The sequence below is a fragment of the Curtobacterium sp. Curtsp57 genome, from assembly GCF_047324335.1.
In the GTDB taxonomy this organism is placed as follows: Bacteria; Actinomycetota; Actinomycetes; order Actinomycetales; family Microbacteriaceae; genus Curtobacterium.
The window spans coordinates 521,560-534,093 of sequence record NZ_CP168511.1; the positions used below are offsets into that span (position 1 = coordinate 521,560).

13 protein-coding genes are annotated in these 12,534 nt (G+C 70.7%); 4 read left to right on the forward strand and 9 right to left on the reverse strand.

Translation table 11 applies throughout. The features are described 5' to 3' along the window. Nucleotides 1-34 precede the first annotated feature (34 nt). Nucleotides 35-352: a hypothetical protein gene (locus ACEN9V_RS02405; protein WP_413601982.1), complete on the forward strand. Its 318-nt coding sequence runs from the start codon at nucleotides 35-37 to the stop codon at nucleotides 350-352. Between the two features lie 162 nt (nucleotides 353-514). Here the strand turns inward: ACEN9V_RS02405 and ACEN9V_RS02410 are convergent, their stop codons facing one another. Beyond that, a complete protein-coding gene (locus tag ACEN9V_RS02410; RefSeq protein ID WP_413601983.1) occupies nucleotides 515-1,984 on the reverse strand; it encodes a peptide MFS transporter in 1,470 nt (489 codons plus the stop codon). 222 nt (nucleotides 1,985-2,206) lie between these two features. Here ACEN9V_RS02410 and ACEN9V_RS02415 point away from each other — a divergent pair, with 222 nt between their 5' ends. The 3 genes from ACEN9V_RS02415 (at nucleotide 2,207) to ACEN9V_RS02425 (ending at nucleotide 5,566) form a co-directional block, all read left to right on the forward strand. After that, complete coding sequence (locus ACEN9V_RS02415) at nucleotides 2,207-4,315, forward strand: acyl-CoA dehydrogenase (protein WP_413601984.1); 2,109 nt, start codon at nucleotides 2,207-2,209, stop codon at nucleotides 4,313-4,315. A 61-nt stretch (nucleotides 4,316-4,376) separates the two neighbouring features. Then, nucleotides 4,377-4,976: a DNA-binding protein gene (locus tag ACEN9V_RS02420; protein ID WP_413601985.1), complete on the forward strand. Its 600-nt coding sequence runs from the start codon at nucleotides 4,377-4,379 to the stop codon at nucleotides 4,974-4,976. Next, nucleotides 4,973-5,566: a hypothetical protein gene (locus tag ACEN9V_RS02425; RefSeq protein ID WP_413601986.1), complete on the forward strand. Its 594-nt coding sequence runs from the start codon at nucleotides 4,973-4,975 to the stop codon at nucleotides 5,564-5,566. The genes ACEN9V_RS02420 and ACEN9V_RS02425 overlap by 4 nt, the downstream gene beginning before the upstream one ends. A gap of 54 nt (nucleotides 5,567-5,620) precedes the next feature. Here ACEN9V_RS02425 and csrA read toward each other — a convergent pair whose 3' ends face one another. The 8 genes from csrA to ACEN9V_RS02465 all read right to left on the reverse strand — a co-directional run bounded on the left by csrA (nucleotide 5,621) and on the right by ACEN9V_RS02465 (nucleotide 12,528). After that, nucleotides 5,621-5,881 carry a carbon storage regulator CsrA gene (gene csrA, locus ACEN9V_RS02430; RefSeq protein WP_402728673.1) on the reverse strand — a complete coding sequence of 87 codons (261 nt, stop codon included), beginning with the start codon at nucleotides 5,879-5,881 and terminating at the stop codon, nucleotides 5,621-5,623. Nucleotides 5,882-5,914: 33 nt separating this feature from the next. Further along, a complete protein-coding gene (locus tag ACEN9V_RS02435; RefSeq protein WP_413601987.1) occupies nucleotides 5,915-6,820 on the reverse strand; it encodes a hypothetical protein in 906 nt (301 codons plus the stop codon). Continuing rightward, nucleotides 6,795-8,849: a flagellar biosynthesis protein FlhA gene (locus ACEN9V_RS02440; RefSeq protein WP_413601988.1), complete on the reverse strand. Its 2,055-nt coding sequence runs from the start codon at nucleotides 8,847-8,849 to the stop codon at nucleotides 6,795-6,797. Before ACEN9V_RS02440 ends, ACEN9V_RS02435 begins: the two co-directional genes overlap by 26 nt. Continuing rightward, a complete protein-coding gene (locus ACEN9V_RS02445) occupies nucleotides 8,846-10,036 on the reverse strand; it encodes a flagellar biosynthesis protein FlhB (RefSeq protein WP_413601989.1) in 1,191 nt (396 codons plus the stop codon). Before ACEN9V_RS02445 ends, ACEN9V_RS02440 begins: the two co-directional genes overlap by 4 nt. Before the next feature lie 2 nt (nucleotides 10,037-10,038). After that, nucleotides 10,039-10,800, reverse strand: a complete 762-nt coding sequence (locus ACEN9V_RS02450; RefSeq protein WP_413601990.1) for a flagellar biosynthetic protein FliR — start codon at nucleotides 10,798-10,800, stop codon at nucleotides 10,039-10,041. Then, nucleotides 10,800-11,075, reverse strand: a complete 276-nt coding sequence (gene fliQ, locus ACEN9V_RS02455) for a flagellar biosynthesis protein FliQ (RefSeq protein ID WP_402728668.1) — start codon at nucleotides 11,073-11,075, stop codon at nucleotides 10,800-10,802. The genes ACEN9V_RS02450 and fliQ overlap by 1 nt, the downstream gene beginning before the upstream one ends. Next, nucleotides 11,075-11,851 (reverse strand): flagellar type III secretion system pore protein FliP, encoded by a 777-nt coding sequence (fliP, locus tag ACEN9V_RS02460; protein WP_413603029.1) that lies wholly within the window; start codon nucleotides 11,849-11,851, stop codon nucleotides 11,075-11,077. Before fliP ends, fliQ begins: the two co-directional genes overlap by 1 nt. Nucleotides 11,852-11,961: 110 nt before the next feature. Further along, nucleotides 11,962-12,528, reverse strand: coding sequence for a FliO/MopB family protein (locus tag ACEN9V_RS02465; protein ID WP_413601991.1), 567 nt, complete (start codon nucleotides 12,526-12,528; stop codon nucleotides 11,962-11,964). Between the last annotated feature and the right edge of the window lie 6 nt (nucleotides 12,529-12,534).

Below are 12,534 nucleotides of genomic sequence, written 5' to 3' on the forward strand. Positions count from 1 at the left end.
GTGCCGTCCGGGGGTGGCGCGGTACGGTGACCGCGTGATGTGGAACCGGAAGCGGCGACCGAGCGACGGCGACTCCGACGGCGCCCGCGGGGCCGGGCTCGGGATCGGGGCACTCGTCCGCGTGGTGTACACCACCGAGGGCGGCGAGCAGTGGGTCGAGGCGGACGGCAGCCCGGAACCGATCGGGCTCATCGTCGCGCCGGGCGGCAACCAGATCGTCGGGTACCCCGGTGTCGGCGAGCCCCTGTCGTGGACCGTCGCGTTCGACGAGCCCGTGTACACGAAGGACGGCCGCGGCCCCTTCGAGCGCGCGACCGTCCTGAGTCGTCAGCTGGTGCCGGTGGAGGCCTAGTACTCCTCGGAACCGCTCTTCATCATGGCGCTGATGGCCATGCACGTGAACACACCACCGACGACGCCGATGCCGATGACGACTGCTCCGACGAGCTCCAGCATGTGATCTCTCCTCGTTCAGGGGGCCGTTGTCCAGCGCGTCGCTGTGGCCACGTCCAGGCTATCGGATCCCGCGCATCAGGCGGAGCACCGGGCGGGCGGACACGAGGAGCAGCACACCGACCACGACGGCGACGAGGCCGAGGATCGCGAAGTACGGCGCCTCGTGCTTCGGGCTGTAGTACTTCGACAGCACACCGGTGACGGCCGTGCCGAGGGACACGGACAGGAAGAACAGCGCGACCATCTGCGTCTGGAACTTCGGGGGTGCGAGCTTCGTCGCGACGGACTGCCCGATCGGCGACAGCAGGAGCTCGGCGATCGTGAAGACGAGCAGGATGCCGACGAGCACGAGCACGGGCGTGCCGTTCCGCCCGGTACCGACGAAGGGCAGGAAGAGGAGGAACGCGATGCCCATGATCCCGGTGCCGAGCGCGAACTTCGTCGGGGTGGACGGCTGGCGGTCGCCGAGCTTGGTCCACATCGCCGCGAAGACGCCGGACAGGACGATGATCATGATCGGGTTGATCGACTGCACCCACGACACCGGCATCTCCCACCCGAAGATGCTCCGGTCGAGGCGCTGGTCGGAGTAGATCGTCACGACGGTGAACTGCTGCTGGTAGAGCGACCAGAACACGGCGCTGCCGATGAACAGCGGGATGAAGGCGAACACGCGGGAGCGCTCGTCCTTCGTCAGCCCGCTCGACAGGATCACGACGAAGTAGACGATCGTGGCGGCGATGACGATCCCGACCACGACGAGCGGCAGGTTGTCGACGTTGAGCAGCCCCGTCAGGACGGCCACGACGACGATCGCGAGGCCGACGAGCACGAGCACCCCGACCATCGGGTAGCGGCGCTTCTCGAGTGGGTTCGTGACGTGCCGGACGCTGTCGGGCAGCTTGCCGCGGCGGATGCCGTACTGGATCAGGCCGGCTGCCATGCCGACGGCGGCCAGACCGAATCCGAAGTGGAACCCGAGCGACGACTGCAGCAGGCCGGTGAGGATCGGACCGAAGAACGCGCCGATGTTGACGCCGAGGTAGTACAGCGAGAACCCGGCGTCGCGACGCGGGTCCTCCTTCGAGTACAGCCCGCCGACGATGGTGGTCGCCGTGGCCTTGAGTCCGCCGGACCCGAGCGCGATGAGCACCAGACCGACGCCCACGCCGGTGACGCCTGGCAGCACGGCCAGGGCGATGTGTCCGCACATCACGACGATCGCGCTGGCGAACAGCGTCCGGTCCGCTCCGATCAAGCGGTCGGCGATCCACGCCCCGATGATGGTGAAGAGGTACACGGCGCCGCCGTAGGCCCCCATGATCCCGGCCGCGACGTGCTCGTCGATGCCCAGGCCGCCCCGCGAGACGGTGTAGTACATGTAGATGAGGACGATGCCCTGCATCCCGTAGAACGAGAACCGCTCCCAGAGTTCGACCGCGAACGGTGTGGACAGTTCGAAGGGCTGACCGAAGAACGTCCGTTCGCGCTGCTGCGTGTCGTGCCCGGGGGCGGAGGTGCCTGACATGGCGGCCAGTCTGCCCCGCATCCGGGGGGCGCGCCCAATCGTCGAGTGGTCCTCAGAGCACGCGGGAGCGATGCGATTGGAGGGTTCCCACCACCCCTCCGCTCCGTCACGCGCGCCGCGTTGTCGGCCGCGCACGGCTCTCGTGCGGCACTCGGCGTGGGTGCCTAGGTTGGAACGGCAACACCGGCAGCACGAGGACAGAGCAGTTCAGGAGAGCGCACGATGGTCGACACCGCACCCGTCACGAACACCGGCAGCACCGGCAGCGCAGGGACCCCGAAGGCCGACGCCGCCGGAGACCCGGCAGCCGGTACCCCGAAGACCGGGACCGACACGGACGTGCGCATCGACGTCGACCTGCTCGCGGAGCACCTGCTCGGGCGCTGGGCCGAGGACCGCCGCATCTCGCGCCGTCTGGTCCGCGACCCCGCCCTGCACAAGGTCGAGGGGCTCACGATCGCCGAACACCGTGCCCGCGCCTTCGACCAGCTCCGCATCCTGCAGGAGAACGGCGCCATCCAGCGCCCCTACCCGCCGGAGCTCGGCGGCCAGGACAACCACGGCGGCAACCTCGCGGCCTTCGAGGAGCTGACGACCGCGGACCCGTCGCTCCAGATCAAGGCCGGCGTGCAGTGGGGGTTGTTCGGCTCCGCGGTCCACCACCTCGGCACCGAGCGGAACCACCGCGAGTTCCTCCCCGGCATCATCGGGTTCGACGTGCCCGGGTGCTTCGCCATGACGGAGACCGGCCACGGCTCCGACGTGCAGAACATCGCGACGACGGCGACGTACGACGCGGACACGCAGGAGTTCGTCGTGCACACGCCGTTCCGCGGTGCGTGGAAGGACTACATAGGCAACGCCGCGCTGCACGGCAAGGCCGCCGTCGTGTTCGCGAAGCTCGTCACCCAGGGCGTCGACCACGGCGTGCACGCCTTCTACGTGCCGCTCCGCGACGACGACGGCGAGTTCCTGCCCGGTGTCGGCGGCGAGGACGACGGCGTCAAGGGCGGTCTGAACGGCATCGACAACGGCCGACTGCACTTCGACCACGTCCGGATCCCCCGCACGAACCTGCTGAACCGCTACGGCGACGTCGCCGAGGACGGCACGTACTCGTCGCCGATCGAGTCCCCCGGTCGTCGGTTCTTCACGATGCTCGGCACCCTGGTGCAGGGCCGTGTCTCGCTCGACGGCGCAGCGGTGGTGGCGCAGAAGATCGGCCTGCAGATCGCCCTGACCTACGCGATGCAGCGCCGGCAGTTCCCCACCGGCGGCGGTGAGGAGGGCGTCCTGCTCGACTACGGACGCCACCAGCGCCGACTCATCCCGCGACTCGCGACGGTGTTCGCGCAGTCGTTCGCGCACGAGAAGCTCCTGCGGACGTTCGACGACGTCTTCAGCGGCCGACTGGACACCCCGGAGCGCCGCGAGGACCTGGAGACCGAGGCGGCCGCGTTCAAGTCGATGTCGACCTGGTACGCGCTCGACACCCTGCAGGAGTGCCGCGAGGCGTGCGGCGGTGCCGGCTTCCTCGCCGAGAACCGGCTCACGAGCCTCCGCGCCGACCTCGACGTCTACGTGACGTTCGAGGGCGACAACACCGTGCTCCTCCAGCTCGTCGGCAAGCGGCTCCTCACCGAGTTCCGCAAGCAGGCGCCCCGCGACGCCGCCTCGACCGCGAAGTTCGTCGCCGCCCAGGTCGGCACGAAACTCGCCGACGCGAGCGGCATCCGTCGCCTCGGGCAGACCGCGAAGGACCGCGGGTCGCTCGCCGCGAGCGTGGCCGATCTCCGTGACCCCGCGACGCAGCGCGACCTGCTCAGCGGTCGCGTGGACACGATGGTCGCCGAGATCGGTATGCGCCTGAACACCGCGGGCAAGGACCGCGCACGGCAGGCCCTGCTCCTCAACCGGTCGCAGCACGAGCTCATCGAGGCGTCCAAGGCGCACGCGGAACTCATGCAGTGGGAGGCGTTCACCGACGCCATCGAGGAGGTGCCGGTCGGCGACACCCGCCGCGCGCTGGTCTGGCTCCGCGACCTGTTCGCGCTCGGGCTGCTCGTACAGCACCTCGAGTGGTACCTGCTGCACGGACGGCTGTCCGCACAGCGTGCCCGTGCGGTGTCGGCGTCCATCGACCGGCTCATCGCCCGGATCCGTCCGCTGGTCCCCCAGCTCATCGAGTCGTTCGGCTACGAGCCGGAGCACGTCCGGGCGCCGATCGCCCTCGGCGCGGAGCAGCGGCGCCAGGACGAGGCCCGTGCGTGGTTCGCCGCAGAGCGCGCCGCGGGACGGCTGCCGGAGCAGGAGAAGAAGCCGCGTCCGTGATCAACCTCAGCGGGTTGATTTCGTCATTATCAACCTTGTATGGTTGATCGCGGAGGTGGCCATGTACGCACTCACCGTCGATCAGGTCGACAGTCGGAACGGCGACGACCGCGTCGAGGGGACCATGCGCGAACTCCTCGGCGCGCTCGACGACGTCGTGCTCGCACCCGAACGCACCGCAGGTGACGAGTTCCAGCTGCTGACGAGCTCGCCGGAGACCACCCTCGACGCACTGCTGCGCCTGACCCGAACCGGCGGGTGGAGCATCGGGATCGGCATCGGCGACGTGGACGAGCCATTGCCCGCCTCCACCCGCGCCGCCTCTGGTTCCGCGTTCATCCGCGCCCGCGACGCCGTGGAGCGGGCGAAGCGCAACCCCGAGCACCTCGCGGTCGAGATCGACCCTGATCGGCGGTTGCGGGGGAACGACGTGGAGCCGATCCTCCGACAGACCGTGCGGCTCCGTGCCCGACGATCCCCGGAGGGCTGGCAGCTGGCCGACCTGCTCGCGAAGGGGGTCTCGCGTCCCGATGCCGCCGAGGAGCTCGGCATCACTCCCCAGGCGGTCGCGAAGCGGTTCGCCGCCGCAGACCTGCGCGACGAGGACGTCCTGCACGCGGCCCTGGTCCGGCTGCTCGCGGACGCGGACGAGCGGGCATGATCGGCGTGGAAGCAGCCTGGGTCGGCTTCGTGGTCGTCACCCTCGCGGCCGCCGTGTTCTCCGTGCTCCCCCGGCTCGGCCCCGTGGTCCGCGCGGTACCCGCCGCGGTCATCGTGCTCGGCGCACTCGTCCTCACGGCGTTCGACGTCCGGCCGGAGCCGCCGTCCACCGTGCTCGGCACCCTCGCGGCGCTGAGCGTCGCGCTCCTCGGCATCGTCGCGGGCAGCGCCGTCACGAACGCCGCGCTCCGGCTCTCGACGCGGACCACGATCCCCGCTGGGACGCACGGCGGCATCCTCGTGGTCGCGTCGAGCGGTCCCGCCGCGCGCGGTGCCACCGCGACGGGAGCGACGCCGACGACGAAGGAGGTCCTCCGCGGTGGTGCCGCCATCGGGGACCTCGAGCGCTTCGCCGTGATCGGCGCGGCCGCGATCGGTCACCTGGAGCTCATCGCGGCGGTGATCGCGATCAAGGGGCTCGGCAGGTTCTCCGAGCTCGACAGTGCCGAGGCGCGTGAGCGCTTCATCGTCGGCACCCTGACGAGCATGCTCTGGGCCGGCGCGGCAGCGGCAGCGGTCCTGCTCCGCTGACCTTCAGCCCGAGGTGGCCCTCAGTCCGAGGTGGCCCTCAGTCCGAGGTGGCCCTCAGTCCGAGGACGGAGACGACGGACCGGCTCCGCCGCCGAGTGCCTCGCGCAGTCGCGCCTCGGCATCGTCGGACGCGGTCCGCGTCGCCTCGACGTTGGCCTCGGCCACGGCACGGACGACCTCTTCACGCTGGATCTTGACACCGCGGGGCGCATCGATCCCGATGCGCACGCCGTCGCCGCGGGAGTCGAGCACCGTGATGACGATGTCGTCCCCGATGAGGATCCGCTCGCCGACCTTCCGCGTGAGTACCAGCACCCGGACAGCCTAGCGACCGCCGGAAGCAATCCGTCAGAGCACGCGGACCGGCAGGCCGAGTTCGTGCACGGAGTCCGGCGTCGCGGTCTCGGACGCCCCGATCGACAGCACACCGGCCACGGTCACCACGGACGCCACCGCCGACACCATGGCGCGGCTGTCCTCGGTCTTCCGCCCGGCATCCACGACGATCCACACCTGGTCGGGCACGAGACCGTCGAGCGTGCGGCGGTCGTCCCACGTCGCGACACCGAGCAGCGCGTACCCCGCGCGGACGCCGTCGGCCCTGGCGAGGATCCCGCCCCGGCGATCGCTGGCATCGGTCGCACGCAGGTCGTGCCGCGCCGCGAACAGCCCGGCGGCGGCGTCGACGTCCCCGGCGCGGCCGACGAGCACGACGAGGTCACCGTCGGCCGACAGCACGGCCGGCACCGACGGCCGCCCCGCGGCCAGCACGCGTCGCGACGCGGCCGCGTCGACGTCGCTGACGGTGGACGGGCCTCCCGGCATCACCGCAGCACCGGACGGGAGGCTCGGATCGCCACCCTCGGGACGACCTGCGCCCGCCGCGGGGCCGGGTGCGATCCCGTCGGCGACGAAGCCGTCGAGTACCGACGCGAACGCGTCGGCACGCGTCGACGACGTCCCGTCGGCGGCGGCGATGCGGGCTTCGGCCTCGTCGGCGTCGGCCAGCAGGGCGGCGATCCCGACGCGCACCGCAGGACCGTCGGCGATCGCGACCCGCGCCGTCGGCACGTCGGTGGTGTCGAGCACCTCGACGGTCGCCTCGACGTGCGCACGGCGGAACAGCCCGCCGATCCCGCCGCTCGTGACCTTCTCGGCCGAGACGATCCTGGCTGCGGGGCCGAACTCGGCACGGACGGCGTCGCGGACGTCGTCGAGCGTCGCGGCGCTACGCTGCAATCGGGTCGGCGGCACGGACCACTCCAACGGTCTCGATGGTGGATCCCGCTGCCGTGGCCTCCTGGTAGGAGAGCACGGGCAGGCCGTTCGACTGCGCGGACACCATCCGGTGCACGGCCGGACGGAGCTGCGGTGCGCAGACGAGCACGGCGGAGAGGCCCTGCTCCTCGACGTTCCGGACGGCGTCGCGCACGGAGCCCAGGACCTGCTCGATGCGGTGCGCGTCGAGGACGATCTGGGTCCCCTGCTCGGACGGCCGGAGCCCCTCGAGCATCGACTGCTCGAGCAGGGGGTCGATCATGATGACGCGGAGCACGCCCTCCTCGAGGTGGCGCGCGGGCAGCGCCGGGCCGAGCGCTGCGCGTGCGGCCTCGACGAGCCCCTCCGGGTCGGTCGAGACCTTCGCGCGGAGGGTCAGCGCCTCGCAGATCCGGCCGAGGTCGTTGATCGGGACGCGCTCGACGAGCAGCCCCTGCAGGACGCGCTGGAGCTCGGCCATCGAGAGCATGCCCGGCACGAGTTCCTCGACCGCGGCGGGGTTGACCTGCTTGACGCCCTCCGTGAGGACCTTGACGTCCTCGCGGGTGAGCAGGCGCGCGGCGTTGTCGCCGATGACCGCCTGCAGGTGGGTGACGAGGACGGAGACACGGTCGATCACGGTGGCGCCGGTCATCTCCGCGGCGTGCCGGAGCTCGGCGGGGACCCATTTGCCGGCGAGCCCGAACACCGGCTCGACGGTGGCGTCTCCCGGGAGCCCGTCGAGCTGGTCGCCGAGCGCCAGGACGCTGCGTGCCGGAGCCGTGCCACGACCGGCCTCGACGCCGGCGATCCGGATCGCGTAGGTCGACGGCGGCAGGTCGATGCTGTCCCGGGTGCGGACCGGCGGCACCACGACGCCCATGTCCATCGCGATCTTCCGGCGGAGTGCCCGGACCCGGCCGAGCAGGTCGTCCGACGCGCCGGACACCATGTCGACGAGGTCGGGCGCCAGCAGGATCTCGAGGGCGTGCACGCGCATCTGCTCGACGAGGTCCTCCGGGGAGTCGCCGGTGGGTGCAGCGGCTTCGAGTGCCTGCTGCTGCTCCGCCTGCTGTTCGGCGCGGGCGGCGTTCCGCCCGATGCGCCAGCCCGTGAAGAGGAGCGTCGCGCCGACGAGCAGGAACGGCAGGATCGGCATGCCGGGGATGAACCCCATCGCGATCGCTGCCACACCGGCGATCATGAGCGCGTTCCTGGACTGTCCGAGCTGCGTCGCAGCCGATGAGCCCATCTCGGACTCCGCACCGGATCGGGTCACGATCATGCCGGTCGAGACGGCCATCAGGAGCGCGGGGATCTGCGTGACGAGCCCGTCGCCGATCGTCAGGATGCCGTACTTCGACAGCGCGTCCGTGATCGAGAGGCCGTTCTGCAGCATCCCGATCGCGATGCCGCCGATCAGGTTGATGATGATGATGAGGATGCCGGCGATCGCGTCGCCCTTGACGAACTTCGACGCACCGTCCATCGCGCCGTAGAAGTCGGCCTCGGCGGAGACCGCGGCGCGGCGCTCCTTCGCCTGCACGTCGGTGATGAGGCCGGCGTTCAGGTCGGCGTCGATCGCCATCTGCTTGCCGGGCATCGCGTCGAGGGTGAAGCGTGCCCCGACCTCGGCGACGCGCTCTGCACCCTTCGTCACGACGACGAACTGGATGACGACGAGGATCAGGAAGATCACCGCGCCGATGATGATCGAGCCGGAGACCGCCACGTGACCGAACGCCTGGATCACGTCGCCGGCGAACCCCTCGCCGAGCACGAGCCTGGTCGACGCGACGTTGAGCCCGAGCCGGAACAGCGTGGCGACGAGGAGCAGCGACGGGAACACCGAGAAGTCGAGCGGCTTCTTCACGAACAGCGTCGTGAGCAGGATCACCAGCGCCAGCAGGATGTTGCAGATGATCAGGAAGTCCAGCAGGAAGGACGGCACCGGCAGGATCAGCAGCAGGATGATGCCGACGATGAAGACCGGGACGGCGAGCTTCGGCAGGTCCTTGCGGTTCATGCTGGCACCTCTTCGGGAGACGGATTCGTGCGTGGCGTGCGGAGCTTGCGGGGGCGGAGGTCCCCGGTCAGGGTCGCCGGGTCGAGGACGGTGGCGACCTCGTCCGGCGTGGTCGGCCGCGGTGGTGCGTGCGTCCCGGCCGCGGCGCCCTTGGCCTTGAGCGCCATCACGAAGGAGAGCACCCGGGCGACCGGCGTGTAGAGGTCGACGGGGACCTCCTGCCCGAGCTCGCACGCCGCGTGCAGGGCACGGGTCAGCGGGACGTCGCGGACGATCGGCACCCGCGCCTCCAGCGCTCGGTCGCGGATGAGCGACGCGACGGGACCCGCGCCCTTCGCGACGACGCGCGGCGCGGACTTGCCAGGCTCGTACCTGAGCGCGACGGCGTAGTGCGTCGGGTTCGTCATCACCACGTCCGCGGTGCCGATGGACTGGATCATCCGGTTCCGGCTCATCGCGAGCTGCCGGGAGCGCCGCTGGCCCTTGACGAGCGGGTCGCCCTCTGCGGTCTTGTTCTCGTCCTTGACCTCGCGCTTGGTCATCATGGTGCGCTTGCGGTTCCGGCGGATCACGACGAACACGTCGAGCGCCGCGAGCACCAGCCCGGCGGCGATGGCGGCGCGCAAGAGGGTCCCCGCACCCTCGCCGGCGGCGGAGAGCACGGCGGACAGGGGCAGCGAGCCGCTCGTCATGAGCACGGGAACGAGCCCCTGGACGGCGAACCAGAGCACGAGGCCGACGACCGCGGTCTTCACGAGGGCCTTCACACCGTTCCAGAGCGCCTGGGTCCCGAACACCCGCTTGATGCCCTGCACGGGATCGAAGTGCTCCGGCGTCGGGGCCAGGGAACGGAAGTGCACGCCGCCCTGTGCGACGGCGGCCGCTGTGACGCCGACGAGCACCACCAGGAGCATCGGGCCGAGCGTCGCCCCGAGCGAGCCCATCGCCTCGTCGAACACCCCGCGCATCGTGCCGATCGTCGGGTCGGCGATGACGACGCGCACGGCGTCCAGCTGCGCCTGCCCCGCTGCGGCCGCCTTGCCGATGGTCGCCGGCACCATGAGCGCGGCGACGGCGATGCCGATCCACGCGCCGAGGTCCTGGGAACGGCCGAGCTGGCCCTTCTTGTGGACCTCCTTCATCCGCTTGGCGGTGGCCTTCTCGGACTTCTCACCGGAGTCGGACATGCTCACCCCCTCCCCGTGATCGCCTGCACGGCGTCACCGGTCAGCGACGAGACGATCGACGGCAGCGCCATGAAGAGCGCACCGGCGAAGATCACCGTCAGGCCGATCTTGATCGGGAAGCCCATCTGGAAGGCGTTGAGCGCCGGTGCCACACGGGTCAGGAGCCCGAGGCCGACGTCGGCGAGGAACAGGACGACCACGAGCGGCCCGGCGATCTGCAGCGTCGCGAGGAACATCTGCGACAGCGCGCTGACGAGCACGGACGCCACCCCGCCGAGCGCGAAGGATCCGTCCACGAGCGGCACCGCGTCGAACGACCGGACGAGTCCGGCGACGATGAGCTGGTACCCGCCCGATGCGAAGAGCAGCGCGAGCGCGGCCATCTGGAACAGCCGGGTGAACTGCGCGCCGTTCACCTGCGACTGCGGGTCGTACGCCTGCGCGAGCGTGAACCCGCCGAACAGGTCGATGAGTGCGCCGGCGGACTGCACGGCCGCGAACACGAGGTACACCAGGAAGCCGAGCACCAGGCCGACGACGAGCTGCGTCACGAGGGCGATGACGAACGCCCCGGTGTCGAGCGACTCGTACCCGGCGGTGACCCGTGGCGCGACGCCGACGGCGAGGCCGAGCGCGAGGATCACCTTGACCGTCGCGGGGAACGCCTTGTACGAGAACGGCGGCGCGATCACGAAGAACGCGATCATCCGGACGCCCGCGAGCATGGTGCCCTCGAGCGAGTCGAAGTCGATGGCGAGTTCCATCAGCCCACCCCGAGGAGCTTCGGGATCTGGTCGAACGCGAAGTGCGTGAACGCGACCATCTCCGAGATCATCCAGTTGCCGCAGACGACGAGCGCGACGGCGACGGCCAGGGCCTTCGGGACGAACGAGAGCGTGACCTCCTGGATCTGGGTGACCGACTGGAACAGCGAGATCGCGAAGCCCACGACGAGCGACGTCACGAGGACGGGTGCGGCGAGCTTGCCCGCGACCATGAGGGCCTGCAGGACGAGGTCGATGACGGCTTGCTGGTCCACTAGTGCACCACCTGGTAGCTCTCGATGAGCGACTTGATGATGAGCCCCCACCCGTCGACCAGCACGAAGAGCAGGATCTTGAACGGCAGCGAGATCATCACCGGCGGGAGCATCATCATGCCCATCGACATCAGCGCTGCGGAGACGACGAGGTCGATGACGAGGAACGGGATGAAGATGACGAACCCGATGATGAACGCGCTGCGGAGCTCGGAGATGATGAACGCCGGGATCACCGTGGTCATCGGCACGTCGGCCATCGTCTTCGGGTTGTCCTGGCCGGCAGCGCGGGTGATGAGCGCGACGTCCTCCTCGCGCGTCTGGTGCAGCATGAACGTCCGGAGCGGCTTCGTGCCGATGTCGACGGCCTGCTGGAAGTCGATGTGCCCCGCCAGGTAGGGCTGGAGCGCGTCGTCGTTGATGTGCCCGATCACCGGCGCCATCACGAACAGCGACAGGAACAGCGCCAGGCCCGCGAGCACCTGGTTCGGCGGGATCGACTGCAGCGCGAGCGCGTTCCTGGTCATCGCGAGGACGACGAAGATCTTCGTGAACGACGTCATCATCAGCATCAGCGCCGGGGCGACGCTCAGCAGCGTGATCCCGATGAGCGTCACGACGGCAGAGGACGGCTGCCCGTCCGGCCCGTTCACGCTGACGGAGAATCCGCCGCTGGACGGCGACGCCGGCGCGGACGGCGTGGCCGGAGCGGTGGGCTGGACGACCCCGGTCGCGTGCGCGCCGGTCGCGGTGAGCATGAGGAACCCGGCGACCATCGCCAACCCGAGCAGGACCAGCAGGACGAGTCGTCCCACTCGGCTCGGCCGGTCCGCCGCTGGCGCGTCGGCCCGGAACCGGCGAGCGGGGCCCACGGTGCGCGCGGCCGTCACCCGGCCCGCCGGGAACGGAGGGCGGCGGCGGCCTGCCGCCAGGTGTCCGCGGACAGGATCGAGCCCTGCAGCTGCGCGGACGTGGGAACGACCGTGCGCTGGGCGCGACGGTTGCGCGGGCGCATGGGCGGCGGCTCCGCCGCTTCGGACGGGAGGCTCGCGGCGGCCTGGTCGTGCCTGGCCAGTTCCGCACGGAACGCGTCAGCCCCCACCGCCGGCTCCACAGGCTCGGTCCGAGCGGCGCGCGGCACGCTCGGCAGCGCGACCGGACCGGTCACGATCGTCAGATCCGGTGCGGGTGCCGCACCGCTCGTGAGCAGGCTGACGCCGTGCTCGGTCACGCCGAGCACGAGGCGCTCCCCCTCGACGTCCACGACGACGACGCTCGCCTTGCCGCCGATGCCCTGTCGGGCGACGACCTCCACCGCGGCGGAACGACGTCCGCGCGGCTTCTTCCCCGCGCCGAACTGGCCCTTCGACACGCGGCGGTGCAGCACCCACATCAGGGCGAGCACGACGCCGAGCGAGAGCGCGACGCGGAGGGTGATGACGAGCGTGTCCACGTCGGG